This window comes from Vibrio sp. Vb1980 (genome assembly GCF_033338615.1).
GTDB classification, from domain to species: domain Bacteria; phylum Pseudomonadota; class Gammaproteobacteria; order Enterobacterales; family Vibrionaceae; genus Vibrio; species Vibrio alginolyticus.
On the sequence record NZ_JAWOSZ010000016.1, the window covers coordinates 22,772 to 44,882 of the forward strand.

Annotated in this window: 19 protein-coding genes; 12 read left to right on the forward strand and 7 right to left on the reverse strand. The window is 45.1% G+C overall.

Annotation, left to right across the window (positions count from 1 at the left end; genetic code table 11):
- Positions 1–11: 11 nt before the first annotated feature.
- Positions 12–2,366, reverse strand: coding sequence for a fatty acid cis/trans isomerase (locus R7F64_RS19440; RefSeq protein ID WP_085569084.1), 2,355 nt, complete (start codon positions 2,364–2,366; stop codon positions 12–14).
- 80 nt (positions 2,367–2,446) lie between these two features.
- Complete coding sequence (locus R7F64_RS19445) at positions 2,447–2,833, reverse strand: winged helix-turn-helix domain-containing protein (protein WP_017635365.1); 387 nt, start codon at positions 2,831–2,833, stop codon at positions 2,447–2,449.
- Positions 2,834–3,139: 306 nt separating this feature from the next.
- Here R7F64_RS19445 and R7F64_RS19450 point away from each other — a divergent pair, with 306 nt between their 5' ends.
- Entirely contained in the window at positions 3,140–4,687 is a 1,548-nt protein-coding gene (locus tag R7F64_RS19450; RefSeq protein ID WP_213967547.1) for an arylsulfatase, read from the forward strand.
- 134 nt (positions 4,688–4,821) lie between these two features.
- On the opposite strand, the gene R7F64_RS19455 is transcribed toward R7F64_RS19450, so the two are convergent.
- Positions 4,822–5,679 carry a LysR family transcriptional regulator gene (locus R7F64_RS19455; RefSeq protein ID WP_025767859.1) on the reverse strand — a complete coding sequence of 286 codons (858 nt, stop codon included), beginning with the start codon at positions 5,677–5,679 and terminating at the stop codon, positions 4,822–4,824.
- A 140-nt stretch (positions 5,680–5,819) separates the two neighbouring features.
- Between R7F64_RS19455 and R7F64_RS19460 the strand changes: the two genes are divergently transcribed.
- The 11 genes from R7F64_RS19460 (at position 5,820) to yegS (ending at position 17,925) form a co-directional block, all read left to right on the forward strand.
- Complete coding sequence (locus R7F64_RS19460) at positions 5,820–7,346, forward strand: arylsulfatase (protein ID WP_167416077.1); 1,527 nt, start codon at positions 5,820–5,822, stop codon at positions 7,344–7,346.
- 106 nt (positions 7,347–7,452) lie between these two features.
- Positions 7,453–8,754 (forward strand): anaerobic sulfatase maturase, encoded by a 1,302-nt coding sequence (locus tag R7F64_RS19465; protein WP_318072017.1) that lies wholly within the window; start codon positions 7,453–7,455, stop codon positions 8,752–8,754.
- Between the two features lie 85 nt (positions 8,755–8,839).
- The gene (locus tag R7F64_RS19470; RefSeq protein WP_005376549.1) at positions 8,840–9,823 is read left to right on the forward strand and encodes an AAA family ATPase; all 984 of its coding nucleotides are present in this window, start codon (positions 8,840–8,842) and stop codon (positions 9,821–9,823) included.
- Between the two features lie 12 nt (positions 9,824–9,835).
- On the forward strand, positions 9,836–10,798 hold the full coding sequence (locus R7F64_RS19475) for a DUF58 domain-containing protein (RefSeq protein ID WP_318072018.1): 963 nt from the start codon (positions 9,836–9,838) through the stop codon (positions 10,796–10,798).
- Positions 10,799–11,377, forward strand: a complete 579-nt coding sequence (locus R7F64_RS19480) for a DUF4381 domain-containing protein (protein WP_167416076.1) — start codon at positions 10,799–10,801, stop codon at positions 11,375–11,377.
- A complete protein-coding gene (locus R7F64_RS19485) occupies positions 11,370–12,440 on the forward strand; it encodes a vWA domain-containing protein (protein ID WP_104980600.1) in 1,071 nt (356 codons plus the stop codon). The genes R7F64_RS19480 and R7F64_RS19485 overlap by 8 nt, the downstream gene beginning before the upstream one ends.
- Positions 12,433–14,163 carry a vWA domain-containing protein gene (locus R7F64_RS19490; RefSeq protein ID WP_167416074.1) on the forward strand — a complete coding sequence of 577 codons (1,731 nt, stop codon included), beginning with the start codon at positions 12,433–12,435 and terminating at the stop codon, positions 14,161–14,163. The genes R7F64_RS19485 and R7F64_RS19490 overlap by 8 nt, the downstream gene beginning before the upstream one ends.
- Positions 14,160–15,461, forward strand: a complete 1,302-nt coding sequence (locus R7F64_RS19495) for a BatD family protein (protein WP_213966175.1) — start codon at positions 14,160–14,162, stop codon at positions 15,459–15,461. The genes R7F64_RS19490 and R7F64_RS19495 overlap by 4 nt, the downstream gene beginning before the upstream one ends.
- 49 nt (positions 15,462–15,510) lie before the next feature.
- Positions 15,511–15,936 carry a bifunctional diaminohydroxyphosphoribosylaminopyrimidine deaminase/5-amino-6-(5-phosphoribosylamino)uracil reductase RibD gene (locus R7F64_RS19500; protein WP_318072019.1) on the forward strand — a complete coding sequence of 142 codons (426 nt, stop codon included), beginning with the start codon at positions 15,511–15,513 and terminating at the stop codon, positions 15,934–15,936.
- A 172-nt stretch (positions 15,937–16,108) separates the two neighbouring features.
- Complete coding sequence (locus R7F64_RS19505) at positions 16,109–17,014, forward strand: LysR family transcriptional regulator (RefSeq protein ID WP_053349403.1); 906 nt, start codon at positions 16,109–16,111, stop codon at positions 17,012–17,014.
- 8 nt (positions 17,015–17,022) lie between these two features.
- Positions 17,023–17,925 carry a lipid kinase YegS gene (gene yegS / locus R7F64_RS19510; protein WP_005376540.1) on the forward strand — a complete coding sequence of 301 codons (903 nt, stop codon included), beginning with the start codon at positions 17,023–17,025 and terminating at the stop codon, positions 17,923–17,925.
- An 81-nt stretch (positions 17,926–18,006) separates the two neighbouring features.
- Here yegS and R7F64_RS19515 read toward each other — a convergent pair whose 3' ends face one another.
- The 4 genes from R7F64_RS19515 to R7F64_RS19530 form a co-directional block, all read right to left on the reverse strand.
- Positions 18,007–18,342, reverse strand: a complete 336-nt coding sequence (locus tag R7F64_RS19515; RefSeq protein ID WP_262582038.1) for a YgiW/YdeI family stress tolerance OB fold protein — start codon at positions 18,340–18,342, stop codon at positions 18,007–18,009.
- A gap of 15 nt (positions 18,343–18,357) precedes the next feature.
- Positions 18,358–19,005: an AcfA family outer membrane beta-barrel protein gene (locus tag R7F64_RS19520; protein WP_262582036.1), complete on the reverse strand. Its 648-nt coding sequence runs from the start codon at positions 19,003–19,005 to the stop codon at positions 18,358–18,360.
- A 165-nt stretch (positions 19,006–19,170) separates the two neighbouring features.
- Positions 19,171–20,784, reverse strand: a complete 1,614-nt coding sequence (locus tag R7F64_RS19525; protein WP_238975390.1) for a VRR-NUC domain-containing protein — start codon at positions 20,782–20,784, stop codon at positions 19,171–19,173.
- A 67-nt stretch (positions 20,785–20,851) separates the two neighbouring features.
- A complete protein-coding gene (locus tag R7F64_RS19530; RefSeq protein ID WP_017635352.1) occupies positions 20,852–22,084 on the reverse strand; it encodes an OFA family MFS transporter in 1,233 nt (410 codons plus the stop codon).
- Between the last annotated feature and the right edge of the window lie 27 nt (positions 22,085–22,111).

A 22,111-nucleotide genomic window follows, 5' to 3' on the forward strand; every position in this document is an offset into this window, starting at 1 on the left:
CCCTTAAATCATCATCGATTCTCAAAACGATTATAGTCAAGTAATCCAAATTCGATCGGTTGTTTTGTACGGTACCAATTGTGTAAACGATCGCTAAATGACCAGAATTTTTCTGAGCTTCTACGAATCGCAAAATTATCCAATAACTTAACGTAATCGGACTCGTTTTGGATGGCACTAAATTGATCGACAAAATCTTTTACTTGGTTTTCGTTGATCGAGAAAAATGCCGCAGGGTAGCTTCCCACAACGCCGCGTACAATGGTCATATCGTCGTTAGCAAAGTCACGGTTACTTTCTTCATCAAACAAGCTAGAGATGTTTGTGTGTGCATTGTTGTGAAGTAAGGTGAACAGTTCATCTTCCCCTGATTGACTTCTCACCATAAGCATAGTGATTTGCGGAACGGTTTTTAGGCCTTCACCACGAACGTGGTCAATACGTTTTAGTTGCTTTTCACTACTCGCAGAAAGAGCCGTGCCTTGAATTTCGTAGCGAGGCAGAAGCACATCTGAAACATGTTCGCTCAACAACTCCACCAACTCCGTTTTTGGATCGTCACTCTTATACTGAACGCTGGTTGGTTGGTTAAACGGCTTCACATTTCGTTGTAAAAAGTCACTCAACTGCGGGCTTTGATCTTTATACCAGCTAGATTGAAGTTCATGGCGCATATCGGCGGGTAACAACGAGATAAAGTTACTTTCGCCTTCTAGACGCAAGAAGTCCATAAACATTCGTGTCATGAGCTGATGGCCGAAGTTACCGTAAACGTCAAACCCAGCAACAAGCAAATAGTGGATACGCTCTAGTAGCGCGTAGTCAAGAATCCACACTGTTTTAGGCTGCTCACCAACTAACCCTTGAACAACAGAAGCACTATCAAAATGGCGGAATATCGTTAATGCCGCATTATGGTTGGTGCCATTACCATCCCAAATTACATCGGTGGATAGGTTTTCACCTTCTTTAAACCAGTTATTAGTGAACTCAGATTTAGCCTCTAGGTAGCGAGCTTGTTGACGCGCGTACTTGACCCAGTTGGTAACAGGTAGCGTGTTACTTTCTTGCTCTGCCGGTAGTTTTAGATTATCAGCCTGAGATCTGTAAAACTCATTTACTTCTGGGATGTCTGCTTTATCTGGATCAAGGAAAAACACCCAAAAGCGATCATTGATAACATTCAATGCCAGTTGGCCACGACAAACTGGGCCTTTGATGTATGCCATTATTGTATTTTGTGCATTATCTAGCATGAACTTAAAGCGCGACTTCACTGGAAGGTCGATGAATGATGTCATCGGGTTTGCAGCAACTTCTGGTTCATAACTCGGTAGCTGACTAACCATGTAATCAGCATCAATAAACCAAGTTTTCCAGTTCTCTATGCGTTGCTTGTTTAACGCGAATGGCATGTGAGTTTTATCTACTATGGTCCCTTGCTCTGGAATAATTCGATAAAAAACACGTTCAACCCCTGGATCATCGTACGGGCGACGCGTTGAAATACGTTTGACGGGCTGTCCTGGTGGTGTAGCAGAGCGGACGAGCGTGAAGAATCGGGGATCTTCATCGAGTTCCGAAAAGTAGAGATGAGATAAAAATAAATGCTCATATATATACCTAGCCATCAGCTGATTTTTCAAATCAGAGTGGTTAAGTAATGCTTCGTACTTATCTATTTGCGCTTGCTCTTTCTCACTAACAGGTCGGTGAACGTTCATTATTGCGCCGTTTTCCAACCAAGTCATGAGTGTGTGGTATTCACTGTTTGATAGGTTTGGCATACCAAAAGGCATTCCCCAGGTCGGGTTATCCTTTTCGTATTGCTCGTATTCTTCAATCGTTGGACAGGTTTGCTCTCGGTCTATCGAAAAGTCAAAGCCTTCTAACTGGACTTGGTCAGGCAATGGGTGGCGCTCTTTTTGTTGTAGCAAACGTGCGATAAGGCCTGCATCAATGTTGGCTGCCATGCTTTGATCACGTTCGTTGAGAACCGGATGAAAACCCGCATCGCGCCACTCTTGGGTTGTTTCTGCATCTTCGAATAAGCGTGTTGGTGCTGCGGCTGTGAGTCTTGTTCCTTCATATACCAGTGCTTTACTCGCACCACGGTCAATGCCCTCAACAGAAGAGAGCTTAAGTTGACATGGTGCATCGTAGCACGCGTGGCAGACGACACAGCGGTTATCCATAATGGGTTTAACTTCGCTTTGGAAGAAGTTTGCTTGAGGGGTTTCCACGTCAACTGTGCGTTCACGCACGAGCTGTGGACCAAACAGTTGGTCATAGTTAAGACCAGCATAGGTTGCACAGCCGGCAAACAAAGTAGCAATGCAAAGTGTAAAAATTAAGCGCAAATTCATTGAGTTATTTTACGTGATTCGAATTTGCATTAATTAAAGCAAAATAAGCGGTCAATTACCAAAAGTTGGGCCAATTAGCGTTAATTTTTCTGTTGATTGTCTGAGCGCTTGAAAATGTAACCCTGGCGGTGGACTGTCTGAATTCTGTCTGTTGGAACGCCTTCGTGAACTAGACGCTTTCTCATTCTGCTCATGTGCATATCGAGTGCTCGATCATGTTCAGTAAATTCACGTTTTAGTACTGTTTCGTAAAGAAAATGCTTACTAAGTACTTGATCTTGATGGTGAGTGAGAGTTTGCAGCAGCTTAAATTGAATGCTTGTTAACTGAACAGATTTCTTGTTTGGCAAGTAATTGAGTACCACAGAGTGAGTGCGCTTATCTAGTAATAGCTCCTCATCATTATGGTGAACGCCGTTGTGTTGGCATTGGTAAGTTTTTCCATTTGAAACCTTGGAGTCAAGCACGCGGGCACCTTAATTATTAATGGTAGTAAAACGTATTATCATTAATATTTATATAAAAGCAATCAGGTACTTTATGGGCACTGTGATATGCGTAGACAATCTTAATATTTGAGATTAACAGTAGTGATGAATGGTGCGATGGCGCGCTGAACTAAAGTGCTATTGGAGTGCGTATTAGCTACAAATAACGGTGTAATGTTAGGCGAAGATAGAAAGAATTCTCATTTAGTAAATTCGCTTATCCGCTATTTGTGAACTATACATTCTGTTGCAGGAAGCACTTTTCTAATACACACAGAGGTTTATATGACAGCGAAATATGGCGTTAAACGCCGATTAGCGATTCTTGCCGCCGCTTTAATCGGTGCGACAAGTAGCAGTATCGCAGCAGAGAAACCAAATATTCTCGTCATTTGGGGTGATGATATTGGCCAGTCCAATCTCAGTGCTTACACGTTTGGCTTGATGGGGTACAAAACACCAAATATAGACAGTATCGCCAAAGAAGGCATGATGTTCACTGACTATTACGGTGAGCAATCTTGTACAGCGGGCCGTTCTACTTTCATTACGGGCCAAACCGTTCTTAGAACAGGTTTGAGTAAAGTGGGGCTTCCAGGTGCTGATCTTGGCTTGAAGGAAGAGGACGCAACCATTGCCGAAATGCTGAAGCCGATGGGCTATATGACAGGGCAATTTGGTAAAAACCACTTAGGTGATAAAGATGAGCACCTTCCTACTAATCACGGCTTCGATGAATTTTTTGGCAACCTTTATCACTTGAACGCCGAGGAGGAGCCAGAAAACGTCGATTATCCTAAAGATCCTGAGTTTCGTAAAAAGTTCGGTCCGCGCGGCGTTATCCGTTCGTACGCTGATGGCAAAATTGAGGATACAGGACCTCTAACTCGCAAGCGCATGGAAACCGTGGATGAAGAGACGTTAGATGCGGCACTCGACTTTATGGATCGTGCAGTCAAGGCTGAAAAACCTTTCTTTGTCTGGTGGAACGCAACTCGTATGCACTTCCGTACTCATGTGAAAGAAGAGAACTCTGGAAAAACAGGTATCAGCGAGTATGCAGATGGTATGGTCGAGCATGATAACCATGTAGGTCAGCTACTGAAAAAAGTGGATGATTTGGGTATTAAAGACAACACAATCGTCTTTTACTCCACCGATAATGGCCCACACATGAACTCGTGGCCAGATGCAGGTACAACGCCATTCCGTGGAGAGAAAAATACCAACTGGGAAGGTGCGTACCGAGTTCCTGCGATGGTACGTTGGCCGGGTAAAATTAAAGCTGGCTCTGTTTCGAATGATATCATGCATCACATGGACTGGATGCCAACGTTTGTTGCTGCCGCGGGTGATGACAATATCAAAGAGAAATTGCTCAAAGGTTATAGTACGAATGGTAAGAAATTCAAAGTTCACCTAGACGGCTATAACTTCCTACCATATTTGACTGGTAAAGAGGATAAGGCCCCACGAGAAGAAATTTTTTACTTCTCAGATGATGGAGACTTAACTGCACTTCGCTATAACAAATGGAAGCTGGTCTTTATGGAGCAACGAGCAAAAGGCACGTTGCGTATTTGGGCTGAACCATTCACCACACTTCGTGTTCCTAAGATCTTCAACTTGCGTATGGATCCTTACGAAGTGGCTGATATCACTTCTAACACTTACTACGATTGGATGCTAGACCGTGCTTACATGCTTGTTCCTGCGCAAGCTTACGTAGGCAGATTCCTTGAAACGTTTAAAGAGTTCCCACCAAGGCAAAAAGCAGCAAGCTTCTCGCTCGATCAAGTGATGGAGAAACTAAAAGAGAACCCAAATAAGTAGGAAAAGCTAAGTGAAGTATCACATATAGAAAGAGGCTCATTAACGTGAGCCTCTTTTTTATCTGTAAAATTCTATCTATTCAGGTTTGTAGAAAGCTTGATGACGAAAACGCCTAACGCTTCAATTGACAAGAGTTATAAACAAATTGGTTCGTAGTGGGCTGCCGTTAAGTTGGCTTTGATTTTTTCACGTAGAGCGATGTGGGCTGGGTTGTTTACCTCTCGCTTATGGTAAACGAACTTGTAAGGGATAGAGCGTATCGAAATGGGGCAGGGCAAAATTTGAAGTTTGAGCGCTTTGCTCCACTTGTTTGCAAAAGATTGAGAAACGATCCCTAAACTGTCTCTTTGGGCGACATACAGCGCCATGCCTGCTAGCGAAGATGTGATCAAGTCGACTTTTCTTTCTTGAATTGTTTCCTTTGCTAGTTGCTCGAACCCCGACATGTTGTTCCATTTTCCTGAAAATAAACAGTGAGTTTCCTCATAAAATTGCTCTTTTGTGAGCGTGCCGTGTACACGGGGATGGTTCTCACGACAGATAACCACGGCTTCTTCCTCATAGGCATCTTCAATAATAAACGCTGCATCTTTCGTGATCACCGTATCGATTACTAGATCGACTTTTTGTTGTCTTAACAGCTCAAATAATAGGAACTTTTCGGGTGGTGATTCATAAAAAATAGTGTTCTTTATTGGGTCCATAATGTGCAACAAAATTTCCGAACAACACACTTCAAAATGATTTTTATCAGATATCGCATTGTCAATAATATTAACCGCTTGCTGGAATTGCGGCAGTAATTGATAAGCGGTGGAGGTTAGTGCGATCCCTCGTCCTTTTTTAACGAATAATTGCTTATCTACGACTTGCTCTAAACGCTTTATTGCAGCGCTCACAGCAGGTTGTGTAAGCCCTAATTGTTCCGCGGCTTTTGTATAAGATTGAAACTCCGCAACAACAAGAAAAGTTTGGATCAAATTCAAGTCCATAACGTCACTCATAAATTTAATTTATAGGTTAACTAATTTTGACTGCATTTATCGCCTGAAATTAGTGCTTTATCTTATATCAACAATGGTATTGAAAAGCGAATACCATTTTTACGCACTAGCGAACTCTTGGAGATAATATGAAAAATGCGACCAAAACGAGCAGTAAAAAACTCGTACTTAACGCATGTACGTTAGCTTTGGGCGCTGCATCTGCAGTTGCACATGCAGCGGACAAACCCAACATTCTTGTCATCTTTGGTGATGATGTTGGTTACTGGAACCTTAGTACCTATAACCAAGGCATGATGGCGTACAACACGCCAAACATCGATAGCATTGCTAAAGAAGGTGCGAAGTTCACTAACTTCTACGCACAGCAAAGCTCGACAGCAGGCCGTTCTGCATTCATCACTGGTCAAATGCCAAAACGTACAGGTCTATCAAAAGTGGGCTTACCAGGCGCTCCGGAAGGTATCTCGGAAAAAGATCCGACGATTGCAACCGTGCTTAAACAAATGGGTTACGCAACCGGACAATTTGGTAAGAACCATTTAGGTGACCGAGACGAGCATCTTCCTACCAACCACGGTTTTGATGAATTCTTCGGCAACCTATACCACTTGAACGCAGAAGAAGAGCCAGAGAACGTGGATTACCCTAAAGATCCGGAGTTCAAGAAGAAATTTGGTCCTCGTGGCGTTATCCATTCTTACGCTGACGGTAAAATCGAAGATACCGGTCCACTTACGCGTAAGCGTATGGAAAATGTTGATGGTGAGTTTCTTGATGCCGCAGAAAGCTTCATAGAAAAACAAGTAAAAGCGGACAAGCCGTTCTTTACTTGGTTTAACACCACTCGCATGCACAACTTCACACATGTTCCTGAAGAATACCAAGGTAAAACAGGTGCCGGTTTCTACGCGGATGGTGTTAAGCAGCACGATGACCAAATCGGTCAGCTACTTAACAAGATCAAAGAGTTAGGTGTGGATGACAATACAATCATTGTTTACACCACTGACAACGGCCCTATGGTTGATTTGTGGCCGGATGCAGGGATGACACCGTTCCGCTCAGAGAAAAACACTGGCTGGGAAGGGAGTTTCCGTGTGCCAATGTTGATTAAATGGCCTGGAAAAATTGAGGCAGGTAAAACATTCAACGGCATGATGTCATTAGAGGACTTTTTCCCGACACTAGTTGCTGCGGCAGGTGAGACCAAAGTTAAAGACGAACTACTAAAAGGCAAAAAAGTTGGTGATATGGACTACAAAGTTCACCTAGACGGTTACAACCAATTGCCATATTTAACGGGTAAGTCAGACAAATCCGCACGAAATGAGTTCGTTTACTGGAGCGACGACGGCGATCTTGTGGCATTGCGCCAAGGAAAGTACAAGTTCCACTTTATGATTCAAGAGAATGAAACGGGTATGGATGTATGGCGTAAGCCGTTCACTAAACTTCGTGTGCCACTGATCTTTGACTTGAGCATTGATCCATTTGAACGAGGCGATCAAGGCATGGGTTATTCTCGTTGGATGTACGAGCGTTCATTCTTAATGATGCCAGCAATGGATACAGTGAAAGAGGTGATGGGTACATTCAAAGAATTCCCGCCTCGTATGGAAGCAGGTTCGTTCGTACCTAAGTCTTCTAAGTAAATTAAGATTATATAGCGCTTTTTGGAGCGCTATATACCCAAATAGCTTCACTTTTGCTGTACAGCGCTCACGAGGTTATTTGGGTATATGTAATAGTGAGAAACGTATGAGTAAGATTTCCCCTCGCCATTCTACTACTATGCCTATTGTTCCTCTTAAAACGGCGTCTAAAGCGCCGGTTTTGGGCGCGTATGACCGTCGATTCCATGTGATGGCAAAGCCAGGCGGAGCAAAGTGCAACATCGATTGTCAGTACTGCTTTTATCTGCATAAAGAAAATCTACTGCACCAAGAAAAGCAGCCAAAAATGGACGACGCAACACTGGAAGCGTTCGTGAAAAGCTATATCGAAAGTCAGGATGGCGAAGAAATTGTATTCTCATGGCAGGGCGGGGAGCCGACGCTGCTTGGGTTGGACTATTTCCGCAATGTCGTAGCTTTGCAAAAGAAATATCAGCCGAAAGGCGTTCGCATTGAAAACGACCTTCAGACCAACGGCATTTTGCTAAACGATGAGTGGTGTGCGTTTTTAAAAGAGCACAACTTCCTAGTTGGCTTGTCGATTGATGGACCACGAGAGCTGCACGACAAATATCGCAAAACCCGCAGCGGTAAGCCAACGTTTGATCTCGTGATGAAAGCGGTAGATAAGCTCAAAGCGCATGGCGTGAAATTCAACGCGTTGGTCACGGTGAATCGTCACAATGCGAAATACCCGCTCGAAGTATATCGATTTTTAACCCAAGAATTGGGTGTGACTTATATTCAGTTTGCGCCGGTGGTAGAAGCCAACAACTTCCAAACAACCGCGCCGCAGTTTTGGAACGAACAGATGATCCCAACCAAAGGCAGTGATCTGGCTAAACCGGGGCATCCAATGTCGATTGTAACGGATTGGTCAGTCGATCCTGAAGACTGGGGACGCTTTTTAATGGCGACCTTTGAAGAGTGGGTGAATAACGATCTTGGCCGTGTGCTGGTTAATCTGTTTGAAACCGCGGTGGCGCAAGTAATGGGGAAACCGTCTCAGCTTTGCGTGACGGCGGAGTTTTGTGGCAAAGGGTTGGCGATTGAGCACAATGGCGACGTGTTCAGTTGCGACCACTATGTGTATCCAGAATACAAACTCGCCAACATTCATGAACACTCACTGAATGAAATGGCCTTCTCTACAAGACAATATACTCTTGGCATGGCAAAACGCGATTCATTGCCGACGTATTGTAAGCAATGCCCTTACTTGCCTTATTGTTGGGGTGAGTGCCCAAAAAACCGTTTGATCAAAACGCCGAATGGTGAGAGTGGTCTAAACTATTTGTGTTCGGGAATCAAAATGTTCTTTGATTATGCGTTACCGATGTTGGTTGGTCTTGCACAACTTCTCCAATCTCAAGAACCGCAAAGATAACATAGTGAATATAACCTTAAGTTATTTCATTTGTTCTTATACTTAAATATCGAAAAGACGGCTTAAACCATTGAAAAGGTATCCTATGAACCACGCACAACAAGCGATAAAAGAACTCATCGAACAAACAGAAAAAAGCGTCATTGGACAAAGCCACGTGGTTCGAGCTTTAGTCATCGGGTTATTAACAAATGGGCATATTCTGCTAGAAGGTTTACCGGGAACGGCAAAAACACGTTCCGTAAAATCTTTGGCGAACTTGTTAAACACCAGTTTTGGTCGAATCCAGTTTACGCCGGATCTTTTACCATCTGACGTGACGGGTACTGAGGTTTATCAAGAGCTGGATGGTAAGCCGCAACTCCACTTTCAACCTGGGCCCATTTTTAACAGCATTGTACTTGCTGATGAGGTCAACCGTGCACCTGCCAAAGTACAAGCGGCACTGCTTGAAGCCATGGCCGAAGGCACAATCACGGTAGGCGATAAAACTCACGTATTGCCGGACTTATTTATGGTGCTTGCAACGCAAAACCCAGTAGAGCAAGAGGGCACGTACCCACTGCCAGAAGCGCAAATGGACCGCTTTATCATGAAGGTTACCGTCGATTATCCAGAAGATGACGCCGAACGTGACATCATTCGTTTGGTGCGCAGTGAAGAATTGGGTGCGGAAACCAGCAGCGAAATTATTACGCCAAAACACATTGAGCCAGACGTGGTGCTAGAAGCGCGCCGTCAGTTACCAAACATCGTGGTATCGGACCTAGTGGAAAACTACATCGTTGCGTTAGTGATGGCGACTCGTAAGCCAGAGCGTTATGCCGATTCAAACTTAGCAAAATGGATTGAGATTGGCTCTAGTCCTCGTGCTTCCATCGCACTCGACAAATGCGCTCGTGCGTATGCGTGGATGCAAGGACGTGACCATGTGACTCCTGACGATGTGCGTGCCATGGTTCCGTCTGTATTGGGCCACCGTTTTTCTTTGACCTACGACGCACTAGCAGACGGAGTCGATCACCAACGAGTCGTACAAGAGCTGCTAGATTGTGTAGAAATTGGGTAAGTGGGAGGCATTATGGCTAAGCCAACTCTTGCGCCAAAATCACAGGGGATGGATCCCCGTTTGTACTGCGATTACGCTCGTTTAGTACGTCTGCAAGCACAAGCAGAATCATTCAGTTTACTTCCTCACCTAAAGGCGGGTAGCGTACTCTCTGGCCGACACAATTCGTTGTTTCGCGGTCGTGGATTGAACTTCGAAGAGCTGCGCCATTACCAATTGGGTGACGATATTCGTAACCTTGATTGGAAAGTTACGATGCGTACGGGTAAGCCGCATGTACGCAGTTATACAGAAGAAAAAGATCGCAACGTAATCGTGTGTGTCGACCAGAGAAGCACAATGTTTTTTGCTTCGACGCAAGTAATGAAATCAGTTGTCGCGGCAGAGATCGCAGCGATGTGTGGGTGGCGAGTATTAAAAGATGGCGACCGAGTCGGTTTTGTCATCGCATCCCAGCAGGCGTTGTTTCACAGCAAGGCACAGCGTTCGCAAAACGATCTTCTGGCGCAACTTAAACGTCTCGCTAAAGCCAATCAATCGCTCAATGTGGACTCCCGCAATTCCGAAAAAGCAACGTTCAGTCAATGGATTGAGCTTATTAAACGCATGAAGCTCAAGCAATCCACTTTGATTTTTATCAGCGACTGGAGCGACTGCGAGGAGCACCATCTTGATCACCTTAAACAGCTACAACAGCACAACGATGTTCTTGCAGTGATGGTCATTGACCCATTAGAACAAGCGCTACCAGACGATTTGGCAAAATCGAAATGGGTGGTTGGTGATGGGCAGTATCAACTCAATTTAGACAGCAAAGCAAAGGTAGAAGCTGCGAGCGCAAAGCTTGAGGCTCGAACTAGCTTACAGCGTCAATCACTCTCTCAACTTATGGCGATGAAACACCTTCCGCACATCGAACTCGATACGACAGGTGAGCACATTAAACAATTCCAAAAACTGGTAGGAGGGCGTTAAATGAGTGATCTTCCTACGCCTCCGAGTACCTACATACTCAGAGAGCTGCATGATGTGGCTGTACCACCCAGCGTGAGTTGGTACCCGCAAACTATTGGCTGGAAAATTTTAGCGGCGGTTGTGCTCATTGCATTGGTGTATGTCGTATATCGATTGGCTCGGCAATGGTGGCATAATCGTTACCGAAAAGAAGCTCTACTGGCGATTTCGCAAATCAAATCGAGCGACAAAGACATGCCAAAAGTATTGTTCTCTGTGCTTAAAGTAGTGCTGATTCATATTGATAGCCGCAACGCGAAATTGTTTGATACCGCCTTTCTGCGCAAGCTCGATGCGCTGTATCCGCAAACCGAAGATTCTCAAGCAAACTCGCAAATGGTTTTTAACGATGAGCTTTCAAAGTGCTGGCTACAAAGTATTGTTGACCCAAGCGTTACGCTAACCAACGAAGAGCGAGTAACGCTTATTGCTCGTACGAAAAACTGGGTGAGTGAGCACCGTTGTGATGCTCAAAAAAGCGCGGCAAATAAATCACCACGATTGAAACGCAAAGCACATCAGGGAGGTCAACATGAATGATCTTCTTGCATCGATAACTGGTTTGTCTGGTTTTGAATTTGCTCACCCAATGTGGTTTCTGGTTTTGCCCTTGCCGTTGGTGGTGTACTACTTGGTGCCCGCATATCGCACTAAGCAAATGGCGATCAAAGTGCCGTTTTTTAGTCAGCTGGTGGAAGCGATTGGCGAGACGCCATCAGAAGGTGCAAGCCAGTTGACCCCGAGTTGGTGGCAGCGAGCAACGTTAATTCTTTCATGGCTTTTGGTGGTGTGTGCGATGGCAAAACCCACCGTGTTAGGCGAGCCTCAAGTTCGCGCGAGTTTAGGCCGCGATGTGATGGTGGTGGTGGATCTTTCGGGCTCCATGGCCGAGCCAGATTTCACCTCACGTACAGGCGAAAAAATTTCTCGTCTTGATGCGGCAAAAGAAGTGCTGTCGGAGTTTGTTCAGTCTCGTAAAGGTGACCGATTAGGCTTGGTGCTTTTTGGTGATGCTGCTTTCGTGCAAACGCCATTTACCGCAGACCAAAAAGTGTGGCTCGAACTGCTTAACCAAACCGATGTGGCAATGGCAGGGCAGAGTACCCATCTTGGTGATGCGATTGGCTTAGCGATTAAAGTTTTTGAGCAAAGCGATAAGTCGCGTGGTGCTTTAGAACAAGATCAAAACCGTGAAAAAGTCGCGATTGTATTAACCGATGGTAACGACACGGGCAGTTTTGTTGAACCGATTGATGCGGCGAAAGTTGCGAAAGCCAAAGGCGTGAGAGTACACGTCATTGCGATGGGCGATCCGGAAACGATAGGTGAAACCGCGTTGGATATGGACACGATTCATCGCATTGCGAAAGAATCCGGCGGTGAAGCGTTTGAAGCACTCAACCGTGATGAACTATCGGCTGCCTACGACGAAATTGGCAAACTGGAACCTCAACTTTACGAAAGCACCACATACCGCCCAAAACAAAGCCTTCATCATTACTTGATGGCGTTAGTGGTCATCATGCATTTGCTCGCGTTCAGCGTCGCAACACTTAAAAGAAGGGCTGTTACACGATCATCATTAGGAGAGAGCGATGTTTGATTCTCTTAGTTGGACGCAATTCTTTACGCAGTTTCATTTTATTCGACCACTGTGGTTACTGGCTTTGGTCCCCATGTTTTTCTTGGTGTGGTTACGCTGGCGAGAAGAAAGCAAGCCAAGCTGGAAGGATATTCTGCCCGAACATTTACGCAATGCTTTGACGATAGGTGAGCGAGGCTGGCGTAAGCAACTGCCGCTTAAGCTCTTGATGCTGATTGTGTTCATCGCCATTGTGATTTGTGCAGGCCCAACGTGGCAACGTGAATCTTCCCCCTTTGGCGAAGATAAAGCCTCTCTACTGGTGGTGCTTGATAACAGCGAATCGATGCTGCAAAAAGATCTCCCACCAAGCCGCCTTGAGCGTTCCAAACAGAAAATACGCGATTTGCTAGCCGTGCGAAAAGGCGGAAAAACGGGTTTAGTCGTATTCGCGGGCAGTGCTCATGTCGCGATGCCTATAACTCAAGACAGCAAAGTATTTGACCCGTTTTTGGCGGCCATTACGCCAGAAATTATGCCCGTGCAAGGTAAGCTTGCCGAAAAAGCATTGCAGTTAATTGACCAACAATTGCAAGGTCAACCAGGCTCCACCGTTCTGTTGGTGAGTGATGGCGTGAACCCGGCCACGATTGAGCAATACCAAGCGTATTTCTCGGGCAAACCTTATCAACTGTTAATTCTTGCGGCAGGGAATGCTGACATTGTGAGTAACAACCCAATGGATTTGGATTCTCTACAAAAACTGGCTAGTCAGACTAACGGTCGATTGGTGGAAGTGACCGTCGATAATAGTGATATCGAGCAACTGAATCGATACGTTGAGCGCAATATGCAGCTTAATGGCGAATCTTCAATGCCTTGGAAAGACATGGGGTATCAACTTCTGTTCCCAATCGCGCTGATCATGATGCTGTGGTTTAGAAAAGGGTGGTTAGTGCAGTGGTGCGTGATTGTAATGGTGAGCGGCACGTTATTGATGCCAACAAGTGCATTGGCCGAGAACATTTCAGTTAAAGCCGAGCAGCCACAAGTTGTGCAAAAAGTGACGGCTTTCGACAAGGTGACGCAATGGTGGTGGGATTTGTGGCTAACGCCAGATCAACAAGGACAGCGTTTGTTCAACCAACAAGCGTATTTAGAAGCCGCGAAACACTTTGTCGATCCATTACGCAAAGGGACGGCGTACTACTACGCTAGCGAGTTTGAACTCGCCCACAGTGCGTTTTTGGAAATGCAAAACGACCCGTCCGAAGAGGTTCGAGATTACGGTCTTTATAATGCGGCGAGTGCATTGGCGCGTCAGCGTGAATATTTGGCTGCACGTGACTTGTTAAAATCCCTAGCCAACAAGCCAACGTTAAGCGAGAGGCTAAGACCGGATGTTGAGCATAACTTGAAAGTGATTGGTGGTATTGTAGAGGACATCAACCGGATGAGTGAGAGTCAGGCAGGAACGGAGCAAGAAGCATCAACCGAGCTAGGCGATAACCCTCAAACCGCAGAAGGGGCGGATGAAAAAACGTCAGCGGAGTTGATGATTAAAGAGACGTTAAGTGCAGACGACATCTTAGGTAGCCAAGAATTAGCCGACAAATGGTTAAAGCGAGTCGAAGCGGATCCTAAATACTTCTTAAATGCGAAGTTTCAGATTCAATTGCGTTCAATAGAAACCGGAGAATCAACCTCTACTGCGAACGAAAATACAGAGGAGGCGGTGCAATGATGAAAAGCCACCGTTTTACGCACTTTGCTTTACCCTTGTGGTTAGTTATCTGTTTCGGTTTCCTCCTGAGCAGTAGTGTGTTGGCTCAAGATATTCGTGACGTTCAACGAGAGCATGGTGTTGAGTTACAAGCGTGGGTTGGTCAACAACCAACGGCTGGAGAGAAGCGGAAAACACCAAGTTTTAGCGTCAATGAGCAAGTTATTTTAACCATCGAAGTGGCAACGCCGCGTTGGTTTACGGGTGGTACGAGAATTGGCAATATTGAAATACCCAATGTTATCGCCAAACAGCGTAATCAACTAGCAACCAACTTTACTGAGCAAAAAGAGGGACAAACTTGGTCGCGTCAACGCTGGGAAGTGACTTTGTATCCTCAAGCTTCTGGTGATTTTGTGATTCCACCTGTCGCAGTGGGCGTTCAGGTGTCGGCGCCGGACGGCGAGAAGGTGTCAGGCACACTTTACACGCAGCCGATTAAGTTCAAAACCGTATTGCCATCGGGCCTGCTGAGTGGTGAGACACCTTGGTTTTCTGCAACAGATGTAGAGGTAAAGCAAGAGTGGGATACCTCCACTGAGTCACTCAAAGTTGGGGATGCAATCACGCGTAAAATCACCATTTCGGCTCAAGATTCACTATCTGTATTGCTACCAGACTTGTTGAAAGGAGAATCAACAACCCGTTATCAAGCGTATCCTCAACCCCACCGTTTGACAGATACGCAAACACGTGGTGATTACCAGTCAACACGCACAGAAGAGAGCGTGTACGTGATTCAACAAGGTGGTGAATTAACCCTGCCGGATTATGAGTTCCGTTGGTGGAACAGTAAGACTCAGCAAGTGGAAACGGTGATGTTAGAGGGCAAAACTTTTGCCGCGAAGCACACGTTGAAGTCCTTCATCAGAACGTACTTTGAATGGATTGTTTCCACGCTTGTGTTGCTGGGTTTTGTGATTATTTCATTGGTAGCCATTAAACGTTACTACCGCAACAGACCGACACCAGCATGGCTGACGTTCCACCGTTTGTTAAAGGCTAAACGTTGGTCTGAAGCAAGGACCATATTGTACAAACAATTGCGTTTAAATACGGCCGAGCTAGAAATGACCAAAGCCGATACGAGTGAATCGTGGCAAAAAAGTGCGTCGCGAATGCAAAATGGTGAAAATAGCGCTCATTTACTGAAGTCGATGTGGCGCAAAGTCCAGACCAAACAAAAACGCTTTAAATTCCGTATTCCGCGAGCGTTACCAGAATTGGACAAAGTCATTGGAAGAGATGGCAATGAATAAAACGGGGCGCTAATATAGCGCCTCGTTTTTATTAAAGAATAGAGTTCAAATGAGCCAAGAGTTTATGCGCCGCGCATTGGAAGTGTCCAAAAATGCGCTTCCTGAATGTCAACCCAACCCGCCGGTTGGCTGCGTGTTAGTGAAAGACAATCAAATCGTTTCTGAAGGTCATACTCAAGCGATTGGTGGCAATCACGCGGAAGTGGAAGCGCTGAATGCGTATCAAGGCTCGTTAGAATCGGTGACGGCATACGTTACGCTGGAACCGTGTTCGTTTGTTGGTCGCACGCCAGCTTGCGCGGTGACATTAGTCAAATCCGGCATAAGCAAAGTCGTCGTAGCCATATTGGACCCCGACCCGCGCAACAGTGGTCGAGGTATTGAGATTCTAAAACAAGCAGGTATAGAGGTAGAAATGGGTTTGTGCGGCGAGGAAGTCAGCGAGTTTCTTACCCCTTACCTAGGCAAAGCCTAAGTCAAGCTTTACGTTGCACTATGGTGCCAGTTTATGTGGTGAATGAAGTGCGTCAAAATTGAGTTAAAACTCATTAAAACAAGCGATACCGCCCATTTATTGCACTTGGCTACGTGAAGGATCATGCTGTTAGATTAAAATAGAGAAAGTGACTTTTGAAAAATTTAATAGCATGAAACCGACCGACCTTAATCTTATTCCCATTTTCACTGCCATCTATGAAGAGCGTAACTTGTCTCGGGCGGCGGCGCGTTTAAACATCACCCAGCCTGCGGTGAGTAAAGCGCTTGCAAGGCTACGTGATATCTACGATGACCCATTGTTTCATCGTTGCGTTAAAGGTGTCGAGCCTACCTCGTTTGCGATGGATATTTATCCTGCTCTTCTAGCTTCAGTACAAAATTTCACTTCGACATTATCGGCCTCTAGTGAGTTTGACCCTAAAGTGTCGAATAGAGTGTTTTCTATTGCCTGTGTGTCCGTTGCAAGTTTTGAGTTGCTACCTCAAGTCATGAAACAAATCCGTGTGTCGGCGCCAAATGTTGCATTAGAAGTACATCCGCTTTTTACGGAAGATTTTGAAAGTGATCTGCGGTTACAACGATACGATTTGATCATTGATATCACACCAAGAGCAAGAACGGTGCTAAAACTGGAAACTGTACTTACGGAGCGTTTGGTGGTGGTATGTAGCGAAACGCATCCACGCCTGAATGACGAGATTACGGCTGAACAATTTTTTGAAGAAGAACACGTAGTGGTTTCGCAGTGGCAGAGTCGTAAGAGCTTGTTAAACGCTGATGACATTGTCGACTTGGATAAGAGAAAGATTAAGTATCGAGCCTCAGGCGTACTAGAAATGCTCCCAATTATTTGTGGTAGTGAATACATTGGTTTAATGCCAGAGTCGATGATCAACTTGTTCAATAACACCTATCATGTTAAATCTTTATCAATGCCATTTGATGAACAAATGTATGAGCTTTGCACAATCTGGCATCCTAGTCGCACAAACGACAGCGCCCATCAATGGTTGCGTTCACAGATTAAGCAAGCAGGAAAAGTCATCAACCAATAGGAAGTGCAATGAAAAAGACAATACGTGCCATCCTTAACGGAAAAAAAGCTGGGAATCCAGAGTTAAGAGATGCAATCATGAAAATGAGAGAAAAAGGCATCGACGTACAGGTGCGTGTGACGTGGGAGTCTCAAGACATGCCGCGGCTAGTTAAAGAAGCGGTTGATGAAGGCATTGAACGTATTGTTGTCGCTGGTGGCGATGGGACCGTCAATGAGGCGGCTTCTGCGATTATTCAAATTGACAAAGAAAAACGCCCTGAGTTAGCCATTATTCCCCTTGGTACCGCCAATGACTTTGCTACCGCTATTCAAGTACCTAATTCCATTAAGGCGTCTTTATCTCTTGCTGTTGAGGGGCAGTCCGCTTTGGTCGATTGCGTCAAAGCGAACGATCGCTGCTTTATTAACGTGGCAACAGCAGGGTTTGGCGCAGAAGTTACAGCAGAAACGCCTGTTGAACTCAAAAACTTTCTTGGCGGCGGAGCTTACACGTTAACTGGTGTTATAAAAGCACTTGGCTTTAAACCATATGACGGAACAATAAAGATTGAAGGTGGCGCGTATCAGGGAGAAATGTTGCTCGGTGCGTTTTGTAATGGGCGCCTTGCTGGAGGTGGGCAAGAGTTAGCTCCAAAAGCGATGATTAATGATGGGATGATGGATCTAACATTGGTGCGCCCATTTTTACCTCATGAGCTGCCTAAAGTAATCGACGAGATCAATAATCCGAGTGAGAAAGGAGAGTTTGTGAAGTACACTAAAGCAAGCTGGTTGGAGATAGATTTTCCGAATCCATTGCCTCTTAATTTAGATGGAGAACCTTATCATTCGAGAACCATTAGATTTGATGTTCAGCCTAAGAGTATACGATTAGTCGTACCGCAAGATTGCCCTTGCTTGACTAGCTAAACGAGCGTTTTCCATGATTATTGCGTAACACAGCCACTAAAATGTGGCTGTGTTATTTGTGTTGAGGTATTAGTCAACTTCTTAACGTTTTTGAATGGTCTCAACGTCTATTTGCGTAGTTGTCCAATCTGCGTCAACCTCTCCTCGAATCATTACGGTATCTTTTGGTGTCACTTCTTGACCCATCCAATCTTCGTTGTCGATCTCTACTTCGATCTCACCAGTGTTGTCTTTGAACAAGTAAGTCTCGTTACCAAATGATTGAACAATATGCCCGGTTAGCACTACAGCGCTGTCGTCGGTTGCGTTGCGCGCTTCTTTCACCGTATTGATTGCACTGACTTCTGGACCATTAAACGCGGCGAAAACCGAGCTTGAAAGTAGGGCAAGCATGGATGTTAAAAATACTCTTTTCATTATCCTCTCCTGATATTAGAAGTAATAAGTTGTGCCTACGTTAAAGGATGCAGTGTTTGCGTAGCTGTCTAGTTGGTATTTAGCGTTTGCGCCAATGGTGAGCTTTGGCAACACTTGGTATTCCGCGCCCACAGAGAACATTGCGCCTAACTCGTTGCTTTTCTCCGAGCTATGGAAAAGCGTGTTGCTTATTTCCACATCGTCATTCGCGACAAGCTCATATTCTTGATGTTGAGCAACCTTGGCGTCGTATTGTGTGTAAGTTAAACCCGCTTTGAATTTTGTTGTCCATTTGTCACTTAATGCATAGCTAAACACTGGTGCTAGCGAGACTTGTTTGGCTGTGATAGAGGAATCCCAATCCATTTCATGATTGTAATCTTTGCCATCAATTGTCTTGATACCAAGGTCCTTAGAACGGCCGTCATCAAGGTCAAACTGGCTGTAACCCAGTTCCAATGCCCAGTTGTCATTAAATGCGTAACCGACAAAGCCTGAGAAAATACCGTCTTCAAGCTCAGGGTTGAGTGTTACGTTGTCAGTTGAAAAGTGAGGTTCCAAATCATGGTCAGTGGTGCCTAGTCCATATTCCAGACCTACATAAGGAGCCGCAGATACCGAAACTGAGCAGGTAACAAGTAACGCAAGAAGTGTTTTGTTCATTTTATTTTGCCTCTTCAAATCAACTTAGTGAGTAGAAGCGCATTTTGTGTGAAGAAGCGTGAAGCGATCGTGAAGAAACGAAAAAATGTTTAGAAAAAAGAGCAAGGGGCGATAACCGAGGGGCGGTTTGAGTGAACAAACACCAAGCTCTTTATATAGAGTAAGTTAAGTTGCTGCGACGTAACACACCGCAAACGGGACATTAAGGCGAGTAAACTCTTTGATCCAACGCCATTGGTTATCCTGGAGTTTATCGCCAGGGCCTTTCACTTCAATCCACTCGAACTCGTTTTCTTTAAAAGCAATGAGATCCGGCATCCCATTACGGTAAAGCTTAAGGTCGCTCAATTGTATTTTGAACAGCGCCATCAGCATATTGGTTGGGATAGTGTTGAGTGCTGTTTCGAGTAGCTCTTTACTTATTAAGTTCCAATGTACAAATGGATTACTGATGCCAAACTTCTCATCGTATTTTGTCAATAACATCTGGGTGTTGCCCGCTTCTAGTTCGGCAAAAGCGGTGTCTATCAAAGCTTGGCGCTTGGTAACAAAATCCGAGTGATATAAATCTAAAGGACGGTGTTGATAAGCGTTAATGAATGCCCCTTCAATAGGAGCAAAAATCGCATCCCAAAAAGTGAGACCAAGTAATGCATTAAGCAGTGCATTTTCGGCGTAAAATACAGTCCAGCCTAAGGACTCAAAATACGCTTTGCTGGCGAGTTCGACTCTCTGTTGAGATAAATCCAGTTCAAGGCGGTATTCCGTACAGGTTGGCTTCGTCACTCTTGGCACTTTCTCGCCTTGTTTTCGTTTTAACCGTTGCTCAAGTTTTTGTGCAACTTCGAGCTCAGACACATCGATCGGTGAGTTAAGCATATCTGTGACAATGTCACAAAATAAATCATCATGGTTTAATTTGTCATAGATACGTGCGCGTCGTTCTCGGCTCGGTGTGAGTTGAGTTTGGCCAAATAGAGATAGGGCGGTCTCTAGATCATTAAGCCGTTCGTAATCACGTGCTATGTCATTCAACATGTGCTCGCGTTTACGATCTACGTAACGGTGTTTAACGGGCTGAGGCATTGCCTCAATTAATAAGTCGAGATTGGCTTTGTCTTTTCGGTCAAATTGCCAGTACAGGTTGGCCAACTGGCTCAGTTCAATTAAGCGGTCTATTTGCTCACGTGAATCAAAGAAACGGCGCACTTTACTCAATTGATATTGCTCGAACTGATGCAAACCTAAGTCATCAAGCACAAACTGACTTAAGTCTTGATGGGTGTTGGCAAAAAACAGAGTGAGTAACACGTCGATCATATGAGCAGAATTGAGTTTGACGATCGTAAACTCAAGCCGCTCTATACGATCAAATTCCGTATTACTCAAATGTTCGACAAGGGCGTCTTTCTTGAGTGATTTCGGCAGTTCGGGATAAAGCGTGGAGATTTCTGGTTTGGTCAGTAAATTAGCCGCTAACTCTTGATGAGAAAGGGGTGGGGAAAGGGCTACAAACTCATGCTGACTCAATTCTGCCAGTGCTTCATTGATAGAAGGTATTTCTTGATAACTCAGCTTATCACTTCGAAACCAACATCCCTTTCGGCTGTATAAACGCACCAAAAGGCACTGGGCGTGTTTGCTCAAAGAATCAAACGAGCAAAGCCATGCGTGTTCTTCCTTGGTCAGTAAATCGCTGTACCAAGTTATTGCGTGATGAGTCAGCTTGAAGAAGTTCTCTAGATAGTAGTCTGGTGCAAGTTCGATAGGGCTTTCCATAAACGACCGATAACAAAAAAGGCTTAACCCATAGGTTAAGCCTTTTCGCTATCAAATCAATTCGCAATTATGCGTTTTTTAGCTGTGCTACTTTCGCTTCAGACAATGGCTTAGTGATGAACGCTAGTACGATACATACTGCCATCATTGCTGAAGAAATTGTGTAAGCCAAGGTGTAGCCGTCGCCATTTGTCATCGAGAAACCAACAACCGCTGCGCCGATTGCACCACCGATACCCCATGCTGTGTAAAGCACGCCGTAGTTAGTGCCGTAGTTTTTCAGACCGTAGAACTCAGCCGTTAGAGTAGGGAATACCGCTAGAAGTGTGCCGTAACCTACCGCTGCGATTGCTGTACCGATGATCAGTGTAAACTCAGAGTCGAACGTCGCGAACAGCACCATGTTTACGCCTTGTAGAACGAACGCGAGTAGAAGCGTACGAACACCGCCGATTTTATCTGCAAGCATACCCGCGGCAACACGACCGCCAGAGTTAAATACAGCAAGAATAGACGCTAGGTAAACCGCGTTTGGCAAGTTTGCTTGAACGCTTGCGATTGTCGTGATGTTACCAATGATCATTAGACCAACAGAAGCTGCAAACGCGTACATGATCCATAGAGAGTAGAACTGTGGTGTTTTCAACATTGCTTTCCAAGTTAAGTCATCTGACTTTTTCACCGCTTTAGGTGCTTGGCCTTCTTTTACTTTAGGCTCCGCAGGTGTGTAGTCTGCTGGTGGGTTGTTGATGGTTGCTGCAAGAGGAACCGCAATCGCTAGGATACCAACACCAAGAACCATAAAGCTAGTTTGAATGCCCATGCTGTCTATTAGCGCAGAAGTTACTGGCGCAAGGTAAATAGCCGCTAGACCAAAACCTGCCGCAATAATGCCGTTAACCATACCTTTCTTCGAAGCGTGGAACCACTTCATCGCAGAAGGTGATAGGCATGCGTAACCAAAACCGATACCTGCACCTGTGATCACACCGAAGGTAATGTTCAGCATGAGTGGAGTGTCAACAAAGCCAGACGCGATCATGCCCAGACCTGTAAGAACAGTACCTAGGATAAGGATCATTCGAGGGCCCATGCGGTCTTGAAGAATACCTGCAATAAGAAGACAGATAGAGAAAGTGATGGTTGCAGTTGCGTAAGGTGCAGAAGCTTCTGCAGCACTCCAGCCTGATTCAGTTACCAGTGCCTTGTTGAATACACTCCAAGCATACAGGATGCCAAGACAAAGGTTGATACAGAACCCTGCTAACAGGATGCGCATAGCTTTATCAATCTTGCTCATTTTTATTCTCAGTTTTTCCTCTTATTG

Excerpts from the sequence above, each read along its gene's own strand:
- R7F64_RS19440 (WP_085569084.1), bottom strand. The coding sequence starts at position 2,366 with ATGAATTTGCGCTTAATTTTTACACTTTGCATTGCTACTTTGTTTGCC.
- R7F64_RS19450 (WP_213967547.1), top strand. The coding sequence starts at position 3,140 with ATGACAGCGAAATATGGCGTTAAACGCCGATTAGCGATTCTTGCCGCC.
- R7F64_RS19455 (WP_025767859.1), bottom strand. The coding sequence starts at position 5,679 with ATGGACTTGAATTTGATCCAAACTTTTCTTGTTGTTGCGGAGTTTCAA.
- R7F64_RS19460 (WP_167416077.1), top strand. The coding sequence starts at position 5,820 with ATGAAAAATGCGACCAAAACGAGCAGTAAAAAACTCGTACTTAACGCA.
- R7F64_RS19465 (WP_318072017.1), top strand. The coding sequence starts at position 7,453 with ATGAGTAAGATTTCCCCTCGCCATTCTACTACTATGCCTATTGTTCCT.
- R7F64_RS19470 (WP_005376549.1), top strand. The coding sequence starts at position 8,840 with ATGAACCACGCACAACAAGCGATAAAAGAACTCATCGAACAAACAGAA.
- R7F64_RS19475 (WP_318072018.1), top strand. The coding sequence starts at position 9,836 with ATGGCTAAGCCAACTCTTGCGCCAAAATCACAGGGGATGGATCCCCGT.
- R7F64_RS19480 (WP_167416076.1), top strand. The coding sequence starts at position 10,799 with ATGAGTGATCTTCCTACGCCTCCGAGTACCTACATACTCAGAGAGCTG.
- R7F64_RS19485 (WP_104980600.1), top strand. The coding sequence starts at position 11,370 with ATGAATGATCTTCTTGCATCGATAACTGGTTTGTCTGGTTTTGAATTT.
- R7F64_RS19490 (WP_167416074.1), top strand. The coding sequence starts at position 12,433 with ATGTTTGATTCTCTTAGTTGGACGCAATTCTTTACGCAGTTTCATTTT.
- R7F64_RS19495 (WP_213966175.1), top strand. The coding sequence starts at position 14,160 with ATGATGAAAAGCCACCGTTTTACGCACTTTGCTTTACCCTTGTGGTTA.
- R7F64_RS19500 (WP_318072019.1), top strand. The coding sequence starts at position 15,511 with ATGAGCCAAGAGTTTATGCGCCGCGCATTGGAAGTGTCCAAAAATGCG.
- R7F64_RS19505 (WP_053349403.1), top strand. The coding sequence starts at position 16,109 with ATGAAACCGACCGACCTTAATCTTATTCCCATTTTCACTGCCATCTAT.
- yegS (WP_005376540.1), top strand. The coding sequence starts at position 17,023 with ATGAAAAAGACAATACGTGCCATCCTTAACGGAAAAAAAGCTGGGAAT.
- R7F64_RS19515 (WP_262582038.1), bottom strand. The coding sequence starts at position 18,342 with ATGAAAAGAGTATTTTTAACATCCATGCTTGCCCTACTTTCAAGCTCG.
- R7F64_RS19520 (WP_262582036.1), bottom strand. The coding sequence starts at position 19,005 with ATGAACAAAACACTTCTTGCGTTACTTGTTACCTGCTCAGTTTCGGTA.
- R7F64_RS19525 (WP_238975390.1), bottom strand. The coding sequence starts at position 20,784 with ATGGAAAGCCCTATCGAACTTGCACCAGACTACTATCTAGAGAACTTC.
- R7F64_RS19530 (WP_017635352.1), bottom strand. The coding sequence starts at position 22,084 with ATGAGCAAGATTGATAAAGCTATGCGCATCCTGTTAGCAGGGTTCTGT.